Source organism: Corynebacterium sp. HMSC065D07, assembly GCF_001810695.1.
GTDB lineage: Bacteria > Actinomycetota > Actinomycetes > Mycobacteriales > Mycobacteriaceae > Corynebacterium > Corynebacterium hesseae.
Window position 1 is genome coordinate 1 of the sequence record NZ_KV802420.1, and the last position, 25,274, is coordinate 25,274.

The window sequence follows — 25,274 nt, forward strand, 5'->3', positions numbered from 1 at the left end:
ACAAAATCAACGCACTCTAAAACCGGAAGGGCCCCATTAGTCCAGAGATGGTGATCAACTGTTTCCGATGCTGGGCTGGGCGATGCACGTGCGATGAAGTGATGAAAACTGTTGCCCACAATGATGCGTCTCCAGGGTGTTAGCGACTACTAATTGGTAGTGAAAGAAGTCTCCCTATTGAACGAAGTATAAGAAGTCAAAACAAAGATATGCAAAATGTCGTTGCGCCCTTTAGCTTGTTCCTTGATCGGGTAGGCTTCGAACATACAAGATAGTGTCTTGAAGCAAGAATCTACTGTATAGAACTGTCAAGTGTCGGTTGCTAGGAGTTAAAACATGTCGGTTATTGTTGGTAGAGTCCTCAAAGGGGAATACCAGTCTAACGTTGATCTCAGGAAACTTGAGGGGTTAACGCTCTATGATACGCAGGCTGAAACTCGTTACTTCACTAATGGGTGTGCAGAAGTTGCTTTGTTCGACTACGGCTCCCCTCAGGAGTTTGAACTAGTAGGGCGGAATGATGACTACATGGTTCTTGCCCAAGGTGTGCTAACTTCCAATGCCAGAGCATGGGTTCCTGATCTATTAAAGGATAGACTGAGTACTGCTAATCCGATTAATCATCCGGAATCAGTGTGCGCAGTGGGTATTTTCGAGAATGAGCTCCGCGTGTTCTCGAGTTGTCCTGGAACCGATGGCTTTCTTTATCTCGACAATAAGGACTATTGGGTATTTACGAACCACCTTCCGCTTCTCTATCCGTTCTTTGAAGAAGCACCATCGTTAAACCCGGTTTCTTTGGCATGGTCCCTTCAGAAGCACCACAATTTTGGGTACGATCATCACCTTTCTGGGATCAAGCGGACAAGGCCGGGCTCGAAGTGGATTGTCTCGAAGGATTCCAGCCGTGAGGTGGGGATGAACAGCTCGTGGGATGAGCTGACAGCCAGAATCGAAGATCGACACCTGCCTTTGTTGGTGGAAGAGTATTCTTCTAGCCTAAGTGACTATATTTTGGGAACGCAGTGTGGGAAGTCACTATCGCTCAGTGGTGGTAAGGATTCTCGGGCTATTCTGGGAATGCTTGGCGATTCAATTTACGGAAAGTGGATTTCCTTTTCTACCGCAGGAGAGCCGTATTCGCCTGATGTAATGGCGGCTGTTGATTTGATGGAAATCGCAAATCTTCGAGACAAGCATTACGTGTCATCCCCACCGTTGGTTACTCAACCCCGTGAATTATCAGCCAGCATCACTCGTGATATTCAGACCGACTTTTCTCTGAGCTCACTTGCTGATATTCGGTGGGTCGGCACGCGGCCTTCTATCGTTCTTGGAGGGCATGAGTATGGCTCTAAGGGGAGTAACACCGGTTTGTCGATGACAAAGCTCATCGAACGTGAAATTGGGCAATTAGCCGGCTCCCCATTGCTTAGTAGCGAAGGTGTCCAGCTACTCTCAAAGGAATACCGCGAATCCCTCGAATTTGAGCTGTCAGGTGTTCCTCAAGAAAAGATTGAAGTTGCTTGGAAACTTAAATTCCGATTGCCTCTCTTGACCGGTGGTACGCTAACCGCAAATAACGCAGCCGCGGCAGAAATCCATCCCTTCTTAGATTACCGCGCGCTTCGCCTCATACTTGGTTCTGCGCCGGAGTTTACGAGTGCGCAGGCCTTTCATTATTTGTTAAATCGTCGGATGTCTCGGCCAATCGAGAATGCACCTTTCGCAGATGATCGGTGGCCGGCGGCATTGGACGCGTATGTTTCTAAAATGGGGCTCAAGTGGAGGGGTACTGCGGCTAATCCGTATCGTTTTAATGGTGCCTTTCCTTCGCAGAGTTCCTTTGGCCGTTACAATTGGCGGATCGAGTTGTTTAAAGGGGCAAGGTCCAAAATGCTGGAATTTCTCCGAGATGGCGATTACGACGATTCCCTAATCAATGTATCTGCTATGACTTCGTTGGTAGAGAAAGACGAGGAAGAATGGTCGTTCTTCAATCTTTATCAACTTGGGGGGATTCTACGATTCTGTCTCGTTAACGCGGCCGGTGTTGAGTCAGTTAATTCTGCTCAGTCGGATCGGCTTGAGCGATTAGTTAAAGATTTTATTTCTCCGACGGCGCCGAGAGAGGCGAAACCAGACCAAGGAGAGCTTGAGCAGTTGCTCGGGGACAACTTAAAACGTGCTCAAGAGTCAATTGCAAATTTAGCCCGACAAATACACGATTCAGAGGGCAGGGTCGGTCCTGAGGTAGATCCGGAAGGCTGCGTCCAGCTATTGGAACGTGGTGTGCTAAGCGAGAAAGACTTGCAAATCTTAGCCCCATCGCTCAGGGATTTTGGCATGATTCAGCGTCTTCCCGATGACGCCACTCCATTGCAATTTAAGACTGCCGCTGATGTAGACGGCCTGATTGAGGTTAAGGGTTACTTATTTAAGGCAGACGCGACAACTGTACTTATCGGATTCGATGGCAGCCAAAGTGACGAAGTAGAGGGACTCTCTTGGTCGCCTAAAGGTTTTCATTATTGCTATTTGAAGCCTGATTCAAGGGGATATTTCCAATTGACTGTCAAGTTGCCACACTTGCGGAATAAGGAGGTTTTGTTCTTTATACAAAGGTGGTATTCGCCTGGGCCGGTGTATCTTTCCGTGATATAGGGTTGCGATGCTTGCCTTGGTGAGTTCCCACCAAGCTTGCTATAGCAAACACGATTGTTGCATTTTTCGATAATCCTGCCGATGACCTTCTGTGCATGCTGGATATCACCATAGGTTTCTAACGCATAGCGGTGATGCTTGATCGTGCGGTGGGATGACTCTTCAAATGGGTTGTCATTCGAAGCATTCGGCCGAATCAATGATAGCTGCACGCCGTGTTCAACCAGCATGCCCTTCATCATGTGTGAGGTCATGACTTTGCCATTGTCGGTGTGTACGACTTCAACGCTGTGACCGTTGAGTTCCTGGTCAGCAATGACTTGTTCGATCAAGCGTGTAGCGATGGTCTTTTCTTGTCGGAGTTGGACGGTCCACCCCACGACCATGCGCGAGTCAAATCCAGCATCGTGTGTGCAGCCTTGGGGAAACACGCTGGAGATCACGAGACATCTCGGCACAGATCGTGTTAGGACCTGTCGCCGATAGACATGGACAATCCTTGTACTGCTTTAGCCGACGTGTGGACTGTTCAACTGCCAACAAAGTTTCGCCCTATTAGACTTGTTTCGCGGTTGGGGGGGGATTGTGTCGCAGTTGGAGACCCAAGCATTTCTTTCGATGCTTGGATTAAACTGAGGATGGGAGAGATTGAGCTAGGTGGCATGATAGTTGCACTTTCAGCGTGGGGTGTACTGAAAATCGATTGAGAAGGTTGCAGTATTATGATGTACAACTAGTACCTATTGATCTCAGCGGTAAGGAATCCGGTTTGGCCGTCAATCAAAATTTCTTTGCACTAGATAGTAGCTTGAGCTTCAGTCTAGACTCTATTTCTGAAGGAGCTTTTCGACTGTCGGGGAATTTTTTCGCAGAGAAAGACCAGCGAATAGTAGTAGGTATTGATGAGGGGCAAGGGCCTACCCCGAACGGGTTTGTGCACTCTCCGGCTGGCTTTGACTTTTTCTATCTGGTCGGCACGGGACGACTTGAATCTTTTGAGAAACAGTTTTCGATGAAGGGGTTGTCGAAGCTGAATATGTTTGTTCGTCGGTGGTACACGGAGTCCGATATCCTACTTTCAATTGATGGAAGAAGGTTTGAAGATGCCGTGTTTGTTATGGGAAGCTGTGTCTCGCGTGATGCATTTGACTATATGACGATTCCGCTCGCGGGGTACAGGGCACGCTTTAGTTATTCAACGCTTCATTTTCCCCCTATTTATCACGATAAAGAACTATTAAATTTGAATCAAAGCTCATTCCAAAGGCGAATGGTTGAAGGGGACCTTAGCAAAGAGAATGTTAGACTTGCCCAATTAGCGGTTGGATCAACTGTCTTGGTGGACTTTATTGACGAACGCCTTCCACTGTCTAGAGCATCTCAGAGTGTCTACACCGAAAGTCCCGAGTATCTAGCAACTGGACTTGCTCGGGGAATGGAACCAATAGACGTATTCTCGGAGTCCTATTTTGTGAATTTCGAAAAGGGGTGGAACTTCTTTGTTGCGGCATTGGGACATAAAGCACTACTTATCAATAGGGTTTTTTGGGCGACACACACCTCGGACGGGAGCCTTTTGCCGGATCAGAAGCTAATTGCCAAGCAGAACGCTAAGCTCCAGCGCATTTATGGTCTCGTGACTAGAAGGGGAGAGGAGAACGTAAAAATTTTGGAGTATCCTGACTCCGTTTTTCTAGCAGACCCAGAGCATCGATGGGGTTTAAGCCCTTTTCACTTCGGCAGTGCCTTCTATGAGGCACAGTCGCATGCAGTTCAGCGAGAAGTTGCGGCCAATCGGTAATAATTTGGACGGCGGGTGGCAGCTATATACGCCTGTCCTATTTACGTTTATTAACCTACGTGATTAGCAGAAATTTAAGTGGGCCGTTTAAAGTTTGAGGCTACCAATCGATTAGTGGACACCTTTTCGTACGGTTCTTGAGTCCGCAGGAGACTCCAAATACATCCACTGTAAGGCTCGCAGGGCACTGAAACGTTTGGAAAAGCTTGTTCATTCCAGAAGCTTATTTGCTTTTCTCCCCCACCCGTTGGCGTCACGCAGAGTCTAAAAGCCACCACGAATCTGCTGGTGGTGGCATCAACAAACAGCTTAAGGAGTTAGTGGGCAATCATCGTGGCATGTTCAATTAGCATCAGTGCATTACCATGGACGGGTGGCTCTACATCCACACCGAAGACCCTACAGTGCCACTGGAGTTAGCCAAGCAACGAGACTTCGGACGTCAAGGAGAAAAGCAGCACGCGCGGCCTGGGCAAAAGAAGAACTTAAACGACGCGGCCACCCAGACGGGCGACCAGCCACATACGACACCCACATCTCCAACGAATGGAACCCCAGCTTAGGAATAAGAAAAGACTGGGTCGGACGCTCCTAAATACACACGAGATGTCCCTTAACCCCAACTTAAGCTTTAAGTAGCAGCTTGGTGTGGGATGCGGAAACCCTCCTATTGGCTTTTAGCCAATAGGAGGGGGGTAACCGCTCCTCCAACTGGGCTCGAACCAGTGACCCTTCGATTAACAGTCGAATGCTCTGCCAACTGAGCTATGGAGGAATGTGCGTATGCTGCTTGGTAAGTTTCCTTAACCGGTGCAACGAGAAGTAACTATATAGGGCCTTTGTTGAAGATTACAAATCGCCTGCACAAGGGCGGTATTGGAGACGTTAGTGATGCGGTATTCGGACTTGCTAGCAAGCGCCGCTAAGCTATTTGTTAGTTAGGAATCGTAGGGAAAAGAGAGATATTCATGTTTGTTGGGCATACCCGTTTCAGTCTCTTCGTTCCGGATTCAGTGTCGTGGCGTGCTAGCAATGGGCAAGCCGGGTTGTCGGGAAACGAGTATCGTGACTACCTTTATGAGGATTCTCGCCTTTCGCTACGCGCGGATATCTTTCTGAATCACACTCTGCCAACCTTGGCTCAGGCGGCCGAGGGTTTCGAGGTGAAGCATATCGTCTCCATTTCGGATTCATTGCCTCATAAATTCAAATTGCAGTTACGCGAGGCGGCAGAAGAATATGCCATCCTGCATCTTGATGAGCTTCCTGACGGCGACAGTGGTTGGACGGCGGTGCGTCGATATGTCGAGAGTATAGGCTTTAGAGGCACGTTTGGTCGTTATCGGCTCGACGATGATGATGTCCTGTCGAGACATTACTTTCAGACGATGGGTTCATATATTAAACCGGAGTTTGAGGGCATGCTCGTTAGTATGCCTCTCGGTGTTGAAGCGGTTTATTCGGACGGGCAGTTCTTTCATATGCGTGAGGCTCATGCCCCTATGAACTCAATGGGGTTGTTGTCGATTTGCGCGGTTAGGGAGAACGGAGCTTTTGTGGAACCCCAAAGTGGTCCGCATGATAAGTCAGACCGCTTTGTCCCAGTTATCTTAGACGCAAGTGAATTAGGATATTTACGCGCTATTCATTCTGGGCAGGACAATGCCATGCGCCATGAGTCGAGCGTGCTAATGGCGCGCCTTATGGAGGATATGGCCTCATTCCCTGCATTTACTGACGTTGCTGCTCTTGAGGGGGCGTTTCCAACGGTTACGAGGCAGATGCAGGATAAGAGTCTGGCCCTGAACATCGAGTGTCCCGTTGGCCATGGCCTTCATTTCCTGCTCGAGCCTAACAGTAGCGACGTTAACTTTATTATCGAGGGTAAATCAGACTATGCGTTCGAGAAAGAGATTCTGGTGAGTCTTTGGATCGAGGATTCGCGTGGTCGGCGTGTCCCGTCTTATAGGCTGGTCGAGGGATTTGCGGCATCTCAAAACCCAAGTGTCGGGCATTTTTTGTATGTTCCGGTATCTGAAGGAGCTTTCCGTCGTCTGGTGAGCTTGCATTTAGAGCACGGTTATCGGCTTCGTGGATTCCGAATTCTGGCGCAAAGCGACCGCGCTAAAACAGTTTGGGTTTCACGAGTCGTCATGCAGCAACGAGATGGGAAAGCGAGCTACGTTGGTACCGATGACTGGGATTTGGTTCGTCGCCAAGGAGCTCGAGGCTTCATTGATCAGGCTATTGACGGTGTCTATCAGAACCGGTCGACTATTGTAGCCGGTGCACGTAAACTCGTAGGGGAGGAATGGACCAGTAAAGCGATTGTGCGTTTTGATCGGTTAAGCAAGATCCTACGCAAGTAGAGATTTAAACTAGGCGTCGTCAGTGAAAACTTCGTCGCTAAATAGTTGCTCCCAATCGCCGTGCAGGGATGCTGCGAAGCCAAGGATTCCCGTAAGTAGAAATGTGGGGGCTGGAGCATGCCCTTTGCCCCAATCCCCGAGGAGAAGGCGCCACTGTCGGGGATGATCTGCCACTGCCTGGGACCATGGTAGAAAATGCTGTTTGTAGTGCAGCTCGTCATCCCTGTTTTGCAGGTACGCTACATAATTCTCGAAGCCCTTGTTGTACTCCGCCACTAGGTCGAATGTAATGTTCGTGTCGGAAAGGCTTCGGCCACTCCAGCACTTTTCGAGATAAGCTGTCACTTGGGGTTCATGATAACGGCCAATGTGTGTTTGCGGGTTAGACACCACTGCCAGTGATTTGGGGAAGCGGTTTGAGTAGTAAAGTGCAGCAAAGCCTCCAGCTGATGCACCCCAAAAAATTGTTCGCTCGCCTAACTCGGAGACAGGGGTATCAGGGTGGAGGCCGGTGAAAACGTGAGATAGGCACCTTTCTAGGTCTTCCTGGTACGGCCGCGATTCGTCTCCTGCGAACCAGCCAATACTTGCTCCGCGGTCAAGCGAGGGGTCAGAGACATATATCAAATTGGCATCAATGCCATCAACAACCTGTCTTCCAACAAAGACGGGAAGAGTTGTTTTTGAAGGATCAATAGCGGCGTGGAACAGGATGATAGTGGAATCGGCACCGCGATCTTCAATAAGTAAATCCAAGAAAGCTTCGCCGTATCGAATCGAAACTGCCTCGGCTTCTTTGGGTAGACTTCCTAGAAGGGGGGTACTTAGAAAATCCTCGACAGAACCGAAGAAAGAAGTTGAGGCGCCATATCGCGCGTAGTTTCTCCTCAAAGTCATGGTTCGTCAGTTTATCTCGCATATGTTCTAAGAGCTATTCCCTGCATCATGGTGGTTTGAGCTCGCTAAAGAGAGTTAAACTACCTGTAAGCTTTCATTGAACGATACTGACATGTTCGCAAAATGTATACCCGTGATACCGTTGACAGAGCGTAAAAGCGAGAAAGGTGCAAGATGTCGTCTCAGGAATTCGTTTCTAAAAGCTTTGACAAAGTTTGTGTTGTAGGCCTCGGATACATTGGTCTGCCTACAGCGGCTTTCATTGCCTCGAAGGGGGTTAATGTCGTTGGCATTGATGTGAATGAGCGTTTCGTCAAATTGATTAATGACGGAAAGGTACCCTTTTTTGAGCCGGGCTTCGAAGAACTTCTATCCAAAGTGGTCGAGGAGGGAAGCCTGATCGCCCAAGCCGAACATGTCGAAGCTGATGCCTATATTGTTTGTGTGCCGACGCCTTTCAAAGAAAACCACGAGGTTGATACAAAGTACATCCGTGCTGCTTCAGAGGCGCTTGCACCTCATCTTCGTCCGGGAGCACTCGTAGTGTTGGAATCAACTTCTCCTCCGGGCACTACCGAAGGCATGGCTAAGCACCTCATTGAACTTCGACCGGACTTGTCACTCAATGACGAAGATGACAACGCCATCTTTATTGCGCACTGTCCAGAGCGAGTGCTTCCAGGCCGGATTATGGAAGAAATGGAAAACAATGACCGTGTAATCGGAGGTCTAACCCCCAAAGGGACTGAACTTGCACGAGACTTGTATGCCACTTTCTGTACCGCAGAACTCCTCATGACTAATGCCACGACAGCGGAAATGGCAAAGCTTACGGAGAACTCCTTCCGCGATGTCAACATTGCTTTCGCTAACGAGCTTTCTCTCATTTGTGATCGCCTTGGAATTGACGTGTGGGAGCTTATCGAGCTAGCGAATCACCATCCGCGTGTCAATATCTTGCAGCCTGGTCCAGGCGTCGGTGGGCATTGTATTGCAGTTGATCCTTGGTTCATTGTCTCCGCTGCTCCTGAAGAAGCGCGGCTTATTAAGATGGCCCGTGATGTCAATGACGGGAAGCCGGATTGGGTCATCGAGCAGGTCATCGAGGCTATTCAAGGGAAAGAAAGCCCTGTAGTGGCGGCTCTTGGTATTGCCTTTAAAAATGATATTGATGATCTGCGTGAGTCGCCGTCTTTGGAAATTGTCAAGCGACTGGGGATGGACAATCCACAGTTGGACATTCGCGTGGTTGAGCCGAACGTAGACGATCTTCCCGATGTTTTGGAGAACATTTCGAATCTTACAAAGCAAGGAACTGAAGAAGCTATTGCTGCTGCGGATGTCGTGCTTCTACTGGTTAATCACAAAGAATTCGTCGCATTTGATACCTCGAAACTTGAGGGAAAGACCATCATCGACACTAAAGGAATTTGGCGATAGCAAGACGCCCCATGGGGTGGTTGTTTTCACCTTGTAGGGACGTAAAGGCTAGGAAGAGCGGCGTAACAATGCGGATTCTTGTCCTATCCCAGTATTGGGCTCCGGAGAACGGTGTTCCTCAACGGCGATGGTCGTGGTTGACCAAGATTCTCGTGGAGGCTGGGCATGAGGTGATGGTGATCGCGCCTCCGCCGCACTACCAGCGTCAAATTAGCATTATCGAATGGCTTTCACGAGAGTCGATCGTTGGTGCTCAACATATTGTTGGTGGAAATTCAGGGGAAAAAATCCTGCGATCGGGATTCTTCCCAGCGGGATCGACGCTGACACGAAGAATCTTAAACCAGGCATCAGTTGCTGTATCTATGCTTGCCATGCAAATCAGCCATCGGGGCAAGATCCGTGAGTACGCTCCGGACTTAGTAATTGGTACGGTGCCGGCGTTACCGACGTCGGTGGTGACCATGCTTACAGCTCGTATTATTGGGGCCCCATACATTATTGACCTTCGAGACGCATGGCCGGAACTACTACGCGAAAAAGACGACTGGAACTCCGGCACAGGTAGAAAGTCTATTCGTGAAATTGTCTTAAGCAAGGGGCCTTTTCAGGTACTCACTGCATTTACCGAGTGGACTATGAACAAGGCATTGAACCATGCGGACGGAATCATCACTACCTCCGAGGACTTAGCCGCTCATCTTGAAGACACAATGCCTGCAAAAGGTAGTGGTCGTGAGCGTGTTATTCGTACGGTGCGTAACGTATTTCCGCCGAAAACGAGATATCTGGCGGAAGACAAGAGTGCGCTTAATCGCGAGGGGCTTAATGTTCTCTATGCTGGCACAGTAGGGCGTGCGCAGCGCCTTGACAATGCCGTTAAGGCAGTGAAGATTGCGCAGGATCGCGGGTACAAAGTGAGCCTACGGATTGTCGGTGACGGGGCAGGTTGGCTAGCGGTAAAGGATCTGATTCATGATTCTGGTACTGATGCCCTTATCGAACACCGCTATCCCGCAGAAAAACTGGAAGAGTTTTATGACTGGGCAGATAGTGCGTTGGTACACCTGACAGCGTGGGAGCCGCTTACCCGTACGGTACCGTCAAAAACCTATGAGCTAATGTCGGTAGGGATTCACATTAGTGCTGTAGTCCAGGGAGAAGCGGCGAGATTGGTAGAGCAACTCGAGGCCGGAAATGTTGTCGAACCCGATAATCCGGAAGCACTTGCTGACATGTGGATTAATCTAATCAAAGATCGCTCCCAGCTGCACGTGTCGTCTCGTGGACGAGAGTGGGTCGCTCAACAACGAGACGGCGTAGTTCCCCGAACGGTTCGCAATATCGTACATAGTGTTGCAGCTGATAGATTCTAGCTCGACAAGGAAAATGGATGAGAGTCAATTCTCTGAGCGATTACCAGCCAGTTGAAACTGAGTTCGCGGTGCTTTTAAGCTCTTCGGAGCAGCTGCTTCCCTTGCCCAAAGGAAACGGTACAGTTGTCTTCTGTTTTAGTGAAAGCGAACTTTTGAAGGCGGGAGAAGCACGAGTTGTACTTATTGATATTTCACCTGAGTTCGCTGAACGCTTGATTGCTCGGTTAGTAAGAGATAGAGGACATGTTGAGTATTGGGCGCCTCGATCAAATGTCACGAATGCTCTTAATTTAATTGGGAACGGTGGGAAACTGAGCGGCTCCCTTGCTATCTCAGGACTGCATGTGTCCGATAGATGGATCCAACTTCGTTTGAGTATCGCAGACAGGGAATCCCGCGAGGTAGAAGATTTTATTAGAGGACTTTCTGCGCCTAATGCTGAAAAGGCCTCCGATAGTTGTAGCAGTGATCAGCGATTAGAGAGCATATCGTTGAGATCGATCTTGATTTCACGCGCAGCGACGCTAGCTAAACCGGTCAAGAGGTTTGTCCCTCCTTTTGCGATTGTAGCGCTATACAAGATTCTTGAAAGGATTCGATGAGCACTTATCGGCCCGGTATTAGCATTATCATTCCCTCGTTCGCTCCGGTATCTACTCAGAGTACGAATTCGGCATTGGTCTTCGCGCTAACTTCGCTTGTGCAGCAAACAGTTTGTACAGAGCTTATTGAGGTGCTTGTAGTGTTCAATGGTCCTGGCGCGCTTAGAATGGAACCAGACTTGTCAGAGCGTTTCCCTGACCTAGACCTAAGGGTATTGCGAACCACATCTCCTGGCGCTGGCCGTGCCCGCAATCTGGGAATTGCGTGTGCAAGCCGTAGTTTCGTTACATTTCTCGACGATGATGACGCATTAGAACCACAGTTCATTGCGACGGGTCTAGAGCACGCTGAGGACGGCGTTTGCGTACTGTTGCCCATCCACGATTCAGTTGATGGCAGCTTTTCCCAGGAGAATTCTCTAAACACCCGTATTTTGGGTCTACGTGGAACTACGGTTCCTGTCGCAACGGCTCCGTGGGCACTTGGATTTAATGCCAGTAAAGTAATTCCTACTGAACTGGCCCAAAGGTATCGCTACAAGGAGACGCTGCGTTCGGGAGAGGATGTAGCGTATTTTGCGCACCTCCTTGAAGTGCCAGGAATGCTGCTAAGGGTACCAAGTAGATATGAGGGAACCGCCTATCTTCGGACGATCCGAGATAGATCAGTGTCGCGTCAAGCAGAAGGTTTCGACTTTAACGTCACTCAGCGTCTCGAATGTATGGCACAGCTTCGGGCCATTCGGGAGTACGACACAAAGACTCATGCGCGACAGAAGCTAGAGGATGCCCAGTTTGGATTCGTTGAGACTTACTTGCGCGACCATCCTAGCGAGATACGCCGTGCCATTGAGACAGCTATAAGTTTGAAAGTCTCGGGCTTAGATTGGGGAGAGCTGCGTCCTGATAAAGCGAAGCGGCTTGTGTTTTCTTACTGTTTCCCGCCATATGCAGACACTTCCGCTAACGTTACAGCCAAGGTGATACGCCAGGATGCTGAATTGGTGGATGTGTTCTCTGCCAACATGAGTCGGGTTCGCGAATATGATGAATCTGCGCGTCTAATTGTCGATCCATATCTTGCTCATGTAGAGGAACTTGACGTGGTTCCTTCCTTCTCCCACTGGAGGGCGATTTGCTCGTATGCTAGCCAAGCTGCGCGAAAAGCTCACAAACAAGCGAAGAGTCGCGGTGGATATGAATCAATGTACTCACGCGCTTTATGGTCTGGATCGCATGTAGCAGCCGCGTTATTCAAGAGCAAGCATCCCGAAACGTACTGGCAGGCGGAATTCTCAGACCCTCTTAGTGTTGGTGTGGATGGTGGCCTCAGACCGGGCAAGCTCACTAGAGGAGTGACGACTTATAGACTCAGAAAGATGATTGAGCGCACCGATTGGGCAGATATTCAGATTGCCACTCATTTTGAGTTAACTGAACTGGTGACTTTTCTATATGCTGACGAAGTTATTTTCACCAATGCCAATCAACAAGAAGTCATGTTGGAACGCTATCCAGCCGATTTAAGGAGATTGGTGCAATCAAAATCGAGAATTCGCCATCAAACGGTTCCTACAAAGGAGATGTACTCCTTGGTCGGGTCAGACTACCGACTTGATCCTGCGCTCATCAATATCGCATACTTCGGCAACTTCTACGTAAACCGAGGTATCGACGACATTTTAACTGCTTTAGCGCACCACCCAGCCCGAGACCGCTTTCGACTACACATTTTCACCTCGAATCCCAATAAGCTACGCCGCGATCTCTGGGGACATCCGGCAGAAGAGTGCTTGTGTATCAACGGTTATTTGCCGTACCTGCAGTTCTTAAACCTTTCTACGCGCTTCGATGTCTTGGTAGTAAACGACACTGACACGACTGGCTCCTCGTTTGGCGCTAATCCTTTCCTGCCATCGAAGTATGCTGACTATGCTGGTAGTGGGGTAGACGTTTGGGGAGTCGTCACCGATGACTCGCCATTATCAAAGCTTCCTTTGGCTTTTTCGACGCATGTGGGAAACACAATGCAAGCTCATAACGTTCTCGACCAGCTTCTCAGACAGGCTGAGTAAAATTTCCGGTAGCGATTCATGGAGTGAGGAAAGTCCACGGACCTGCGGATTGTTCGAACAATAAAACTTGGAAGGGCTGATGCATGTTGGCACGTCACAAATTACGTGGTTCAAAAACCTCTCAGCGAGGAGTTGAGGAACTGAATGCCGAAGTAGCACGACATGAAGGCCGCGTACAAATAGTCAATCCTGAGGGCCTTCGCCCACTGGCTACGCGACCGACTCTGGCTGAGTATATCGTGAAGCTAACTGGAAGGCGACACTTCATCATTGCGGACGCTCGAGCCAAGGCATTGCGTACGACGAGGGATTACCGGCTTTGGCAACTATGGCTAGTGCTAAACCCCCTGTTTGACGTAGCACTATATGGGTTTCTATTTGGACTATTATTGAAAACTTCTCGTGACGTTGAGAATTTCATTGGGTTTTTGTTTATTGGAATCATCTTCATGTCGATGATTACTGGACTTATGACTGCCGGAATCCGCTTAATGCAGTCGTCAAAGGCTATGATTCGTGCCTTTCAATTTCCGCGAGCATCAATTCCCTTTGCAGTAACAATACGTTCTCTAATAGATAATCTTTTACCAGGCTTTGTTGCGCTCCTAGTGGCTTTTCTTTTTCAGTGGGGAACCTGGCCCTCGTGGACGATAGTTCTTGTGATCCCGTTGTTTCTCATGATCCATGTATTTGGTTGTGGACTGATGATGATAACTGCACGTCTAACAGCACAGATACCAGAAACTAAAACTATCATGGGACTCGTAACCCAAGGGCTCTTCTTTTTATCGGGTGTAATGTTTTCAATTGACAGATTTGCCGAGCATTCGGCAATTCATCAGCTCATGTCCGCCAATCCATGCTACGTGTTTCTGACAGCAATTCGAGACTGCACTATCTATCGAACGGCTCCTAACCTAGCCACATGGGCCGAACTCTTGGCGTGGAGTATAAGTATCTTTGTCATTGGCTTCGTGTTCTTTTGGCAGGCTGAAGATAAATACGTCCGACTTGTTTAATTGTTGTCGCTTGAGCCTCTGCAGAAAAACACAAATTGAGTAGATAGTTCGAAGATGTATAAGCGTAGGAAGCAAGATGCTGAAATGAAGCCTGAAATAGACATCAATTACATTGAACAGGCGAACGTAGTTGTTGATAATGTGTCGAAGCGATATGTGATTAGCCAGGGGCGTTCCTCAGACGCGAGCATGACGCGCGTCGGCCGTGGAAAAACTGTGGTTGACGCAATAGTCGGTGCTTCACTAATTGCACTTCCCGGCGAGTCAATCGGAATTATTGGGCTGAATGGCTCGGGAAAGTCGACGTTGCTAAGCATGATTGCAGGTGGTTTAGCCCCTACCTCTGGGCGTATTCTCACGCGTTCTCAACCCACGCTTATGGGAGTGTCTCCAGCTCTACAGCCGGACCTTTCTGGTGAACATAATATCTATTTGGGTTGTCTGGCACTGGGGATGAGCCCAAAGGACGCGAGGCTTCAAATCAGTGAGATCGCGGAATGGACCGAACTGGGCGAAGCGATTAAACGACCAATGAAAACCTATTCATCTGGAATGTCGGCCCGCCTGTCGTTTGCCATTTCCACAGCAGTGCGTCCCGACATTCTAATGATTGACGAGGCCCTGTCAACTGGTGATGCGGCATTTGGAGCTAAGGCTTCCGCTAGGATGCATGAGCTATTAGATCGTGCCGGAAATCTCTTTTTAGTGTCTCACGCACTCGGAGAGGTAGAGCGGAACTGTGATCGAGCAATCTGGATCTCTAAAGGCCGCATTATTGCTGATGGTCATACTGACATTGTTGCATCCCAATATCGGGAATGGGCGAAGCTGATGGGGCGTGAAAACAAAGACCCCGCTCATCAGTATATCGAGGAACTTGCCAAGCTGTATAAGGCCCCACTGATATTGTTAGATCGAGCACCGTAATTGAAGACCTAGAAACATGTGGTAATCAACCCCGTGACTGCCGCTAGTTTTGAAAAGAGGCAGGAACTGAACAACGGGAGATTAAGAATGAGGTTACGGCGTGGTTGAATTTTTCCAGCGCGGTCGTGGAATGACAATCCTTTGTGTAGTGGTAGCAGGGTTGTTGGCGATTACGATTGTTATTGAGGATGGTTACTGCCGAAAAGCTATATTCTTGTTGGCTCTAGTCATTGGGCTCTTCTTAACTGCAATGTGGATTTCTTCGTCTAAGAAGTCCGAAGGTACTGGTCGCGACGCTTTGAGGCGGATCCAGCATTTGGAAAGTTTGATTGCGGAAATGCTTGCCAACGAGGAGCCACAACGACAAGGGAACCAAAAGAGAGTCTTAAGGGCGTTGAACCAACAGTACCTCTCTCCGGGCATGATTGAAGAAAGAAGTGACGCCGCAAACAATGGACTATTCTTTGCACCTGGGGCAGTTCCGTCAGTGAAAATAGTGGGGAGGCCTACATCTCACCAGCCGGGTCGTATAGCAGCTGAGCAAACGATGGAAAGCGATGGCTTTGAGATTTTGAAAGGGTTGATGGATGCTGATTCTTCCGCACGGAGCCGCGGCATTGAAATAATAGGATCCGCAACAATTGAATCTGGGCTCAGTCCACTCGGGAACGTCCGGCGGTTCTTCGCACCCCACCAGCTTGGGGAGCCGCATCCGCTGACTGCGTATTTAGTCATCGATGAAGAAGAGCTTCAAAGGGGACTTTGGGCTGGGACTCTGAACGCACAAGCTACCAAGAGTTTTTCCGCGTTGGCCAGTTACATTCGCAAAGCAAAACAAGTTGGGGTAGTCGTCATTGTCGTGCAGGCAGCAGCCCGCGATCATTTTTCTAATGAATTGAGAGAACTAGCAACGGTGGTAGTCACGAATGGAAAGCCGAGATGGGGGTGGGGTGAAGATGTCAATCTTCCGGTACTCACCAAAATTGCTGAGCTCTTAGGGGCGGATAGGGAATGAACTCTGTTGTTTTATATGGAGACGTAAACGCAAACATAGTCGATGGCTCATCAACTTGGCTCGTATCGCTAGCGCGTGTACTTTCGCACATCGTTGACCGCGTGCATCTAGTCCTAAAATGTCAAGTTGAAAACGATACACTGCTCCAATCGCTAGTCGGGATTAATAATGTCTCCATTTATGAACCGGAAGATTGTACTGCTAGCAAAGGAATGGCCCCGGAAAAGGCCGCTGCATTTTTGCAGAAGATAGTTGAGGAACAATCAGCGACTATCGTCATTGCACGTGGTTTAAGCATTTGCTATGAAATAAGCAGGATTGACGGTCTGGCGCCGCTTTTGTGGGCATATGTTACAGATATTCCGTACCCTACTGATAAACTTTCTGTATCTAATATCTCTCAGTTGGAACAGATAGCTCGTTCTTCCCGCCGAATATTTGCTCAAACCGAGGCAGCTCGTTCTTATTGGGAAGCAGTGGTCCCGCTTTCTGCTGGAAAGACGGTTCTCATGCCGCCGATGATTCCCGATGAAGCATTCTCGTCTCCCGATGAAAAAGACACCTACAATGGACGCCGTCCGTTGCGAATCGTTTACGCGGGAAAACTCGCTTCAGGGTGGCGCACATTAGAGATGTTGGAGCTACCCCGAGAACTCGGAAAGCTGGGAGTCCCTGCGACCCTAGAAGTGATCGTCGCAAAAATTGATGGTGGTTCAGCTGCTCCGGAGTGGGAGCATACAATGCGCCGTGCTCTTGAGGAGGCTGACTCTGATCCATCAAGTGGCGTCAAATGGTATGGAGTACTGCCACGAGACGAAGTAATCAAACGCATTGGTAATTCAGATATCGGGTATGGTTGTAGAACCGAAAGTTTAGATTCTAGCTTGGAAGTATCAACCAAGGCTTTGGAATATGGGGCGGCTGGCGCAGCGCCGTTGATCAATCGCACTCAAGACCATTGTGAGATTTGGGGGGAAGGATACCCCTTCTTTGTCGACGCTGTAGATACGATAGGCACCATTGCACAGAGGATCGTTTCTGCGTTGCCCAAGCTTTCAAAGGCGCAGACTGCTGCGAGGCGTGCAAGCGAGCATTTTTCGATGAGAGCTGCCATTAGCCGCTTAGAACGTGCTTTTTCGCGCGCAATCGATACCCCAGTGTCGGACCCAGATTTTGTGGAGAGGCCGGTCCGTATTGTCGTAGCATCTCATGACCTAAAATTTATGGGTGAATTGATGGAGCACTTAACGCGATCGAATAGGTACGAGGTGAGGCAGGACCCCTGGAAAACCCTCCACGAACACGACGAACTCCTAAGCGAGGAGCTCGTTGAATGGGCTGACGTGGTATTTTGTGAGTGGGCTGGTCCAGCGCTTGAATGGTACTCGAAGAATTGCCAGCCATCGACTCGACTCGTTTCAAGGCTGCACCGTTTTGAGCTTGAAGGACCTTGGATGGATCAGGTCCTTTGGGAAAGCGTTGACTCAATGATATTTGTTTCAGAATGGGTCAGGCGAACGGCTGTAGCAAAGTTTGGGATGCAGGGTGTGGAGACGGCGGTAATTCCCAACTCTATTGATTTAGACGATTTCGATAGACCGAAAGTCCGCAATGCTGAGTTTACAATTGGAATGGTCGGCTATGTTCCGTTCCTTAAGCGGCCAGATAGGGCTCTAGATTTAATTGAGTCAGTTATCAGTGAGGATCCCCGCTACACACTTAGATTCAAGGGAAGGTTTCCTTGGGAGTATCCCCATGTATGGAATGATCCCCTGCAAAAGCAGCTATACCTAGAGTTCTTTAATCGTATTGCCTCATCGAGAGCTTTAAAAGAACACGTTGCGTTTGATGGTTTCACCGCAGACATAGCTTCTTGGTATCGAGGAATAGGGTACATTCTATCGCCTAGCGAACTAGAAAGTTTTCATCTTGCGCCTGCAGAAGCAATGGCTAGTCGGTGTGTACCGCTGCTGTGGGATAGAGAAGGCGTTGAGGATATCTTCGGTCCTTTTGCGTCCGAAACAGGGACAGCTAAAGCAGTGGAAACGATTCTTGAAAGCGGAGAAAGGGGTGCGTTCCCCTCCATGGGTAGTCGGGCACGCGAATACTCCTCCAAATGGGATAAAGAAGTGGTTATGTCTCAGTGGGACGAAGTTCTATGTAAAAGAATTGGCTCCAATGGGGCGTAGAACATAAGGCGAGACGAAACACACTGGGTTTCGTTGTTTGGAGATCGTCTGCAAATCCGTCTACCGAATGAGTTGCCGGAAAGGGTTTGCAGTGGGAGAATCGTATTCAAGCAACGTACGTAGCTAACCATGGAATGGCAAACTGGATTGTGAAGAAACCAAAGTTTTTTGTATTTAATGTTGGTCTGTTCGTTTTCGGAACACTGCTGCTACTTTTGGCAGCGCTCCTGGGGCGTGCAAAAGTTGACTCAACATTAACATTGGCGATTTTGTTGTTGGGCGGAGTTGCCATTGCGGGTGGTGTGGTCGCGTACCTTACACGTCAGGAGCGGCAGAACCAACGCACCAACGCGAAGCTGTTGCAAATGTGGGAGTCTGAAAGGGCGGTGCAGGGCTCAAGCTTTAAGGACTCTCAGCCGGTTCGTAGCGTGGGTGGTAGAAGCTCCCAGATTGCGATTGAGCTTCGACAAGCCCTCGCCGAATCAGGGCTTCTTACCAAAGCCGAAGCGCTAGAGATGCTTACTGATGTTAAGTCTTCTCGTATTCCTGAGAATAAAGGAGCTGCTAATGGCAGTGCCCAAATAGCGCAAGCTTTGGAAGCTGATTTACGGACTTCCGCAAGGGACAATCGGCAAAGGTCTGCGTACTCGAGCAGACCTACCTCAGTTGAAGACAGGGGAATTGTCCAGCGCACGTCCAAACAAACGGTGCGAAAGCTCGGTGTTAAGATTGTTCCCAACCTACCTGCGTATGACTTTCTCGAGCTGGCCAATGAGCCCCTCAAGGCTTCATTGGAAGTATCTAATTGTAACCGAGCCGACGTTCGGATCACTGTCGGATCTCCGAATGGCTTCTCAGAGCGTCGCGCGGCTGTCCTAGCGGTTGCTGCTTTCGACCAGTACGGTAACCAAATCGAACATCGTGTTCTTAATAGTTACAGTGACAAGTTTGGTTATTTCTCATACTTGGCTGCCGACGGGGAGCGTCTTGAAAATTGTGTCACCTTGTCGATTCCGGTTCAAGCTAAAGTTCTGGAACTAGAGATACATAGATGGGCAGGCTCGGTCGAAATAAGTAATGACTTGACCATTAGTTTGACTGAGCAGAATACGTCCTGGAATACACGACGTAAAGCAACTGATGTTAAAGTCGCAGCTATTCTGGACGAGTTTTCAAGTAACTGTTTCCGCTACGAGTGTGAAATGATTTCCCTCTCTCCTGAGAAGTGGAAAGAACAAATGGATGATTTTCAACCAGATGTCTTCCTTTGTGAATCTGCTTGGAGCGGTGCTGATTCAGATTCGCGTCCTTGGAAGGGGCGGGTTTATTCGTCGTCGAATTTCCCGAACGAAAATCGTCGTGAACTCCTTGATATCCTCGAATACTGTAAACGCCGTAATATTCCTACTGTATTTTGGAATAAAGAGGATCCGTCTCACTATGACGACAAGCGGCATAATTTTGTAGATACCGCGCTCAAGTTTGATCATATTTTCACCACGGATTTGGCATCAGTAAACAGGTATAAAAAGGAATATGCTCATCCAAGCGTCAACGTTTTGCCCTTTGCAGTGCAACCTCGCCTGTTCAATCCCCTCGAAAGCGGTGACCGTAGTAAAGCCGTGAACTTCGCAGGCGGCTGGTATTCGAATCATACTTCGCGCTGTGAGGCGATGGATCGGATGTTCAATTCGGTGATGGAATCGGAGTTTAACCTACAGATTTTCGATAGATTCTACGGTGGCTCGGACGAGAGCCATTTTTACCCAGAAGAATTCCGTACTTTCATCAAGCCCGCAGTTCCAAATGACCGTGTCGCCGAGGTGTACAAGGGCTCGGAGATCGGTATGACAATCAACACCGAGACGAAATCACCGACGATGTTCGCTCGACGGATTTTTGAGCTGATGGCTTGCAATACATATGTTGTCTCCAACTTTTCTGAAGGCGTCTTTGATTACTTTGGAAACGACGTGCTGTACCTCGATCGGAATCCTGACGGACTAAAGAATCTGTCCGAAGAGCAAAAGCGCCTCAGTAAGGAGAAAAATCTCATAAAGGTCTTGAAGGATCACACCTACAAGAAGCGTTTTGAGCAGATTCTCGATACCGTGAAAGTTTCGTATCAGAAGAGCGAGCAGGCGGGGGCTTTTATTGTCTCCACATCTAATTGGGAAGAAACAGAAAAGGCTTTCGATGCACTAACCTTGATGGACAATTGGCGAGGCCCAAAGGTTATCCTTCTTGACGCCAATGTCGATAACCTTACTTACGCCGATGCATTGACCAAATGGAATAGACATGGCGTCCGAGTCGTATTTGAAAAGCTTCTGCTCAATGGCGAGTGCTCCGTCAACGAGGTATTTGATCGTTTCGAATATGGCGTCCTAGTGAATGCCAGTGATTTCTTCGAGCGCGGGCTGGACAAGGCCGCGATAGAGAGGATGGCGTTGCACAGTCAGTACATCGATTTGCCTATTGTTTCTAGAACATCAGTCGACTCGACAAAGACTGATCAAACTTACCGAATAGTCTCAACTCCGGCAGAAAGTCCTTTTCTCGTATCGCAGTTGAGTTTGCCTTCAGTCTTGGAAAGCCGAGTCAAAGGCAAAGACGTGCAAGCTTACTGTGTTTAAGTCAGGGTGAAGAATGGAACCGTTACTAAGTATCATCGTCCCAAGCTACAACGTTAGTAGTAAAATATTTGATTGCTTTTCATCGCTCGACGCGTTGAAGAAGCGTGTAGAGGATCTCGAAGTTATCTTCGCAGACGACAAGTCTACGGATGATACATACGACAAGGTGCTGGAGTTCTCCTCTACCCGAGATTGGGTAACATGTTTCCAGCTGCCTGCTAATACTGGTACCCCTTCTGTGCCTAGGAATCAGGCCTTGAAGGTTGCAAAGGGCAAGTATGTGTTCCACTTGGATTCGGATGACAAGATTCTTGCGGACGGTATCTTGGCTGAGCTTTCATTAGCGGAGCGTACCCAAGCAGATGTGGTACGAGCACCTCTACTGAGATTCGACGGACGTTCTGAATTAAAGATGAACGTAATTCCTGATTGGGATGAATCAATGCCGCGTATCGAGCGGGTGCGGCGTGTAGTCCGGTACCACAGCACAACAGTTTGCGGACTCTATCGGCGGAAGTTCATGATGGATGAAGGCCTCGAATGGCCGGAGGACCTACGCCTGGCTGAAGATGCCATTTTCTTATATAAGGCTTTGGTTAAAGCGAATGTTCAATACTCTGCTGAGCCAGATTTCCGCTACAACACTGTAAAAGTCGGGACTAAGTCTTCAAGTACTCAGCAGTATCAGAAGCGTGAGTTGGATAATCACTTATCGGCTTGGCGTCGATCGGCAGACATCCTTTCAACCATTGGTATTGACTATTTCGGTCTCCGGGGGCAGATTGCTCTTCAAGCTGCGTTCCAGAATATGATTCGTTATAACCAAGGCGGTTTTGCCGAGGAAGATTTTCGCCGTCTAAGTGATTTTCTAAACGAATTTGAACCGCAGGTTCGCGCCTTTACATACGGTCCACGTTTTGCTCAGCTAAGAGACTTTGTGCTCGACGGGAAGTATGCCGAATTCCAAGAAGCCATTAAGATTCGACTGCTCATTGCTGGCTATGATCTTCGGTTCATTCTTCCGGCTGTGCCTGAACTGTCCAAGTATTATCAAGTTTGCGTGGATGAATGGACTGGGCATGACTCGCATGATGAAGAGCGAAGCCGCCGCTTGCTCGAATGGGCTGATTCAATCCACTGCGAATGGATGCTTGGCAATGCAGTGTGGTACTCGAAGAACAAAAATCCACGTCAATCACTGGCTGTTCGGCTCCATAGATTTGAAACCACGAAGGACTATGGTAACCAGCTGGACAGAGCTGCTGTGGATAAAGTGATTACAATTGCTCCTGGAATGTTTGAGGAAACGCAGTCTGTTTTTGGATTTGATCGGGAAATAGTCACTTATGTTCCGAACTATATCCAGACATCTGAGTACATGACTAGTTCAGACCCTGCCAAAGTTTTCAATCTTGTGATGGTTGGAAGCATTCCGATTCGTAAAGGCTATAGGAGAGCATTGGAGCTCTTGCGGCAGCTTAAAGAGGTAGATCCGCGCTATTCACTGACGGTGTTTGGGCGCCGACCGGACGAGTTGGGCTGGGTCATCAATGATCCGGCCGAACGCGAATACTTCTCGGAATGTGAGCGGTTTATTGAGCGTAATGGGCTCGGCTCTGCTGTTCATTTCCAGGGGTGGGTCGACACAAAGACCGAACTGGCAGATAAAGGGTTTGTTCTTTCGCTTAGTGATGCCGAAGGATCTCACGTTGCGGCTGCCGAGGGATTTGCAGCATCAAACATCACTCTTCTTCGTCCATGGGCTGGTGCAGAATACATGTACCCGAATCAGTATATTTTCGATTCCTTGGCAGATATGCGCGACTATGTTTTGGAGTGTCGAGACTACGAGGTCTTTAAAGCTCGAGCCAAGGAAGGTAGGGACTATGTTGAAGATCGCTATCGCATGGAAAGGTTTATCGAGCTTTATACATCGACCATGCCGATCCCGCACAGTGTTCCATAGTTAGTTTTCTTTAGGAACCGGCGTAGGTAATTCGATGTATGACACCGTTTCGTAAGTTCGGGCGGCGCGGGAGAACCTAGTTTAGGACAGTCTCCCGCGCCGGTTCTCGGGCTCGTTTACTGCCGCGCCACCTGAGTAGATAAGGTTGAACGGATCCTACGGGTTGTAAAGTAACCGATTTCGAATTGCAGAACATTTAACAGCTTGTGGTTGGTATCGCAACTGCAGGCTTCTCTTGCGATCTTTGCTGACACGGGACCAATAGAGCTGTAGTAATACCTCTCATGAGTGTTGATTTCCTTCTAGTGTTAGCTGTCAATTTTGGCAGCAAGGCTCCTTGTGGTGTCGGTTGAGCTAACGAAGGATAAGCGCAGATGTCTTCCTTGTAGTATTTGAAATAGTAAGAGCGCTTTTCCTTAAAGTTCTTTGTTAAGAAACGTCTGCGAATGGGAGACTTTTCGCATACGAGCAAAGACGACTTTTGTGGTTAGCTCTTGATGCGTCAGGTCGTGGTCACTCGCAACGGGGCGGCTCGAGGCGTCGCTAAGCATGGCTGCGTGAGAGGGAAAATCGCGCGACTATCCCAAAGCAGAGAGTTAATGTGATGTCCTCTAAGATTGCTCTATGGCTAACTTGACTTCTGTCCGCACTGTTGTTGTCCCCGCAGCTGGTATGGGTACGCGTTTCCTTCCCGCTACCAAGACTGTTCCGAAGGAACTTCTGCCAGTCGTGGATACCCCGGGTATTGAGATGATTGCGGAGGAGGCCGCAGGGGCCGGCGCGACGAGATTGGCAATTGTAACCTCGCCCCGCAAAGACGAAGTGATGCGGCACTTTGATGAGTTCCCGGAGCTTGTGGAAACACTCCGCGCTCGTGGCAAGGATGAGCAGGCGGTAAAGGTTGAGCGTGCTGCGCAGATTATTCAGCCGGTGGCTGTTGCGCAGGACAAGCCTTTGGGATTGGGTCATGCGGTAGGCTTGGCTGAGGGGGTGCTCGATGAGGACGAGGATTTCTTTGCCGTCATGCTTCCAGATGATGTCATCGAGCCCACTGCTGCTATGAGTGAGATGATTCGCGTTCGCCAAGAGCGCGGAGGATCGGTGCTCCTAGCGGTTGAAGTGGAGCCCGACCATGTATCCAACTATGGCGTGTTTGATATTGAGAGCACTGACAATGACCGCGTAAAGAAGGTCGTGGGCATGGTAGAAAAGCCCGCGGTGGAGGATGCGCCCTCAAATCTAGCGGCTACTGGGCGCTACCTGTTGGATCGGGCGATTTTTGATGCTCTGCGGCGCATCGTTCCGGGGAAGGGGGGAGAGCTTCAGTTAACCGACGCAATTGATTTGCTTATCTCCGAAGGCCACCCTGTCCACGTTGTTGTACACGACGGTATTCGCCACGACCTAGGAAATCCCGCCGGCTTTATCCCAGCGAGTGTGGAGTTTGGTTTGCGCCACCCGAAGTATGGGCCAACTCTTTTCCGCGATATTGAGGCGATTATGGAGAAGTACCGGCCACAGTTGGGGTAGCGAATAGTGTCGCATCCCCTGATCTATTAGATCTGGCGTACGCCTAATCAATACTCTCTAAACTTGCCAGAAACGTGCGCTGCCGCTCACCGGTGGTGGGGTGGCGTTCGCTATGGCGGCGCTTGGCCGGACTCATGCGTTTATTGCTGGGTGGGCGCTTACGCTGGGGTTCTCGTGCGTCGTCGCGTTGAATGCGTCGGCGGTTACACTCGTCTTCCGCGTCACGTTTCCTGAATTGGTCATGAGGGGCGCGCTTTCAGTTCGGTTCCAGTTCTTTGCCGTTGTACTCATGATTGTGGCGGTGGTGGTCATCGTGGCGTCGATGGTGATTTATTACGTCGCCAAGCGCCCGGAGCTTTCCCAGCTTTCCCTGTCGACGTTGCGCCGGCACCAGCGGCTGCGACCATCATCGCTTTTGCTCCGTGGGCCTTCGTGGGCTTTGATTCTATTCCGCAGCTGGCGGGCGAGTTCAATTTTTCGCCGAAGAAAGCGCTAGGCCTTCTGATGTGGGGAATCATTGCGGCAACCTTGATCTACTTGGCGATGATGCTCGCGACCTCCATTGCTGTGGGAACCAATCACGATGCTTATGAAGGGGAGCCATGGCCACCCGCAGCTGCAATCAGTGACGTTATGGGGCCGACAGGCCTAGTGCTCATGGTTGTTGCCGTCAGCGCTGGAGTCCTTACTGGGCTTAACGGGTTCTTTACTGCAGCAAGCCGTGTGTTGTTTACTGGCTCTTCCGGTTTCGGGGTGCGTAGCGGGGTG

Annotated in this window: 16 protein-coding genes, 1 tRNA gene and 3 pseudogenes; 17 read left to right on the top strand and 3 right to left on the bottom strand. The window is 49.3% G+C overall.

All coding sequences use genetic code 11. The features are described from left to right. The first annotated feature begins 336 nt into the window (after positions 1–336). A complete protein-coding gene (locus tag HMPREF2760_RS12990; protein WP_070596224.1) occupies positions 337–2,664 on the top strand; it encodes a hypothetical protein in 2,328 nt (775 codons plus the stop codon). Between the two features lie 29 nt (positions 2,665–2,693). Here HMPREF2760_RS12990 and HMPREF2760_RS13175 read toward each other — a convergent pair. Next, positions 2,694–3,050: pseudogene (locus tag HMPREF2760_RS13175) on the bottom strand (integrase core domain-containing protein); the annotation flags it as partial. A 326-nt stretch (positions 3,051–3,376) separates the two neighbouring features. Between HMPREF2760_RS13175 and HMPREF2760_RS00015 the strand changes: the two are divergent. Continuing rightward, positions 3,377–4,465, top strand: coding sequence for a DUF6270 domain-containing protein (locus HMPREF2760_RS00015; RefSeq protein WP_148138825.1), 1,089 nt, complete (start codon positions 3,377–3,379; stop codon positions 4,463–4,465). A gap of 160 nt (positions 4,466–4,625) precedes the next feature. Further along, a pseudogene (locus HMPREF2760_RS12385) lies at positions 4,626–5,060 on the top strand (IS256 family transposase); the annotation flags it as partial. A 107-nt stretch (positions 5,061–5,167) separates the two neighbouring features. On the opposite strand, the gene HMPREF2760_RS00020 reads toward HMPREF2760_RS12385, so the two are convergent. Beyond that, positions 5,168–5,240 (bottom strand) — tRNA-Asn (locus tag HMPREF2760_RS00020). A gap of 193 nt (positions 5,241–5,433) precedes the next feature. Between HMPREF2760_RS00020 and HMPREF2760_RS00025 the strand changes: the two genes are divergently transcribed. Further along, positions 5,434–6,834, top strand: coding sequence for a glycosyltransferase (locus HMPREF2760_RS00025; protein WP_070596229.1), 1,401 nt, complete (start codon positions 5,434–5,436; stop codon positions 6,832–6,834). 9 nt (positions 6,835–6,843) lie between these two features. Here the strand turns inward: HMPREF2760_RS00025 and HMPREF2760_RS12670 are convergent, their stop codons facing one another. Beyond that, entirely contained in the window at positions 6,844–7,731 is an 888-nt protein-coding gene (locus tag HMPREF2760_RS12670; protein ID WP_148138826.1) for a hypothetical protein, read from the bottom strand. Positions 7,732–7,905: 174 nt separating this feature from the next. Between HMPREF2760_RS12670 and wecC the strand changes: the two genes are divergently transcribed. The 13 genes and pseudogenes from wecC to HMPREF2760_RS12920 form a co-directional block, all read left to right on the top strand. Further along, positions 7,906–9,171: a UDP-N-acetyl-D-mannosamine dehydrogenase gene (gene wecC, locus HMPREF2760_RS00035; RefSeq protein WP_070596233.1), complete on the top strand. Its 1,266-nt coding sequence runs from the start codon at positions 7,906–7,908 to the stop codon at positions 9,169–9,171. Between the two features lie 68 nt (positions 9,172–9,239). After that, on the top strand, positions 9,240–10,547 hold the full coding sequence (locus HMPREF2760_RS00040) for a glycosyltransferase family 4 protein (RefSeq protein WP_070596247.1): 1,308 nt from the start codon (positions 9,240–9,242) through the stop codon (positions 10,545–10,547). Positions 10,548–10,564: 17 nt separating this feature from the next. Next, entirely contained in the window at positions 10,565–11,149 is a 585-nt protein-coding gene (locus tag HMPREF2760_RS12675; RefSeq protein WP_145990289.1) for a hypothetical protein, read from the top strand. After that, complete coding sequence (locus tag HMPREF2760_RS00045) at positions 11,146–13,224, top strand: glycosyltransferase (protein WP_083304450.1); 2,079 nt, start codon at positions 11,146–11,148, stop codon at positions 13,222–13,224. Before HMPREF2760_RS12675 ends, HMPREF2760_RS00045 begins: the two co-directional genes overlap by 4 nt. Positions 13,225–13,307: 83 nt before the next feature. After that, complete coding sequence (locus HMPREF2760_RS00050; RefSeq protein ID WP_083304451.1) at positions 13,308–14,243, top strand: ABC transporter permease; 936 nt, start codon at positions 13,308–13,310, stop codon at positions 14,241–14,243. A gap of 54 nt (positions 14,244–14,297) precedes the next feature. Then, positions 14,298–15,170: an ABC transporter ATP-binding protein gene (locus HMPREF2760_RS00055; protein ID WP_083304452.1), complete on the top strand. Its 873-nt coding sequence runs from the start codon at positions 14,298–14,300 to the stop codon at positions 15,168–15,170. A 100-nt stretch (positions 15,171–15,270) separates the two neighbouring features. Further along, positions 15,271–16,185 (top strand): hypothetical protein, encoded by a 915-nt coding sequence (locus HMPREF2760_RS00060; protein WP_070596238.1) that lies wholly within the window; start codon positions 15,271–15,273, stop codon positions 16,183–16,185. Beyond that, positions 16,182–18,374, top strand: a complete 2,193-nt coding sequence (locus HMPREF2760_RS12390) for a glycosyltransferase (RefSeq protein ID WP_083304453.1) — start codon at positions 16,182–16,184, stop codon at positions 18,372–18,374. Before HMPREF2760_RS00060 ends, HMPREF2760_RS12390 begins: the two co-directional genes overlap by 4 nt. A gap of 134 nt (positions 18,375–18,508) precedes the next feature. Continuing rightward, entirely contained in the window at positions 18,509–21,010 is a 2,502-nt protein-coding gene (locus HMPREF2760_RS00070) for a CgeB family protein (protein ID WP_070596241.1), read from the top strand. A 13-nt stretch (positions 21,011–21,023) separates the two neighbouring features. Further along, the gene (locus HMPREF2760_RS00075) at positions 21,024–22,976 is read left to right on the top strand and encodes a glycosyltransferase (RefSeq protein WP_070596242.1); all 1,953 of its coding nucleotides are present in this window, start codon (positions 21,024–21,026) and stop codon (positions 22,974–22,976) included. A gap of 624 nt (positions 22,977–23,600) precedes the next feature. Continuing rightward, complete coding sequence (locus tag HMPREF2760_RS00080) at positions 23,601–24,506, top strand: UTP--glucose-1-phosphate uridylyltransferase (protein WP_070596243.1); 906 nt, start codon at positions 23,601–23,603, stop codon at positions 24,504–24,506. Between the two features lie 112 nt (positions 24,507–24,618). Next, a complete protein-coding gene (locus HMPREF2760_RS12805) occupies positions 24,619–25,002 on the top strand; it encodes a hypothetical protein (protein ID WP_070596245.1) in 384 nt (127 codons plus the stop codon). A gap of 8 nt (positions 25,003–25,010) precedes the next feature. Further along, positions 25,011–25,274, top strand: a pseudogene (locus HMPREF2760_RS12920) (hypothetical protein); the annotation flags it as partial.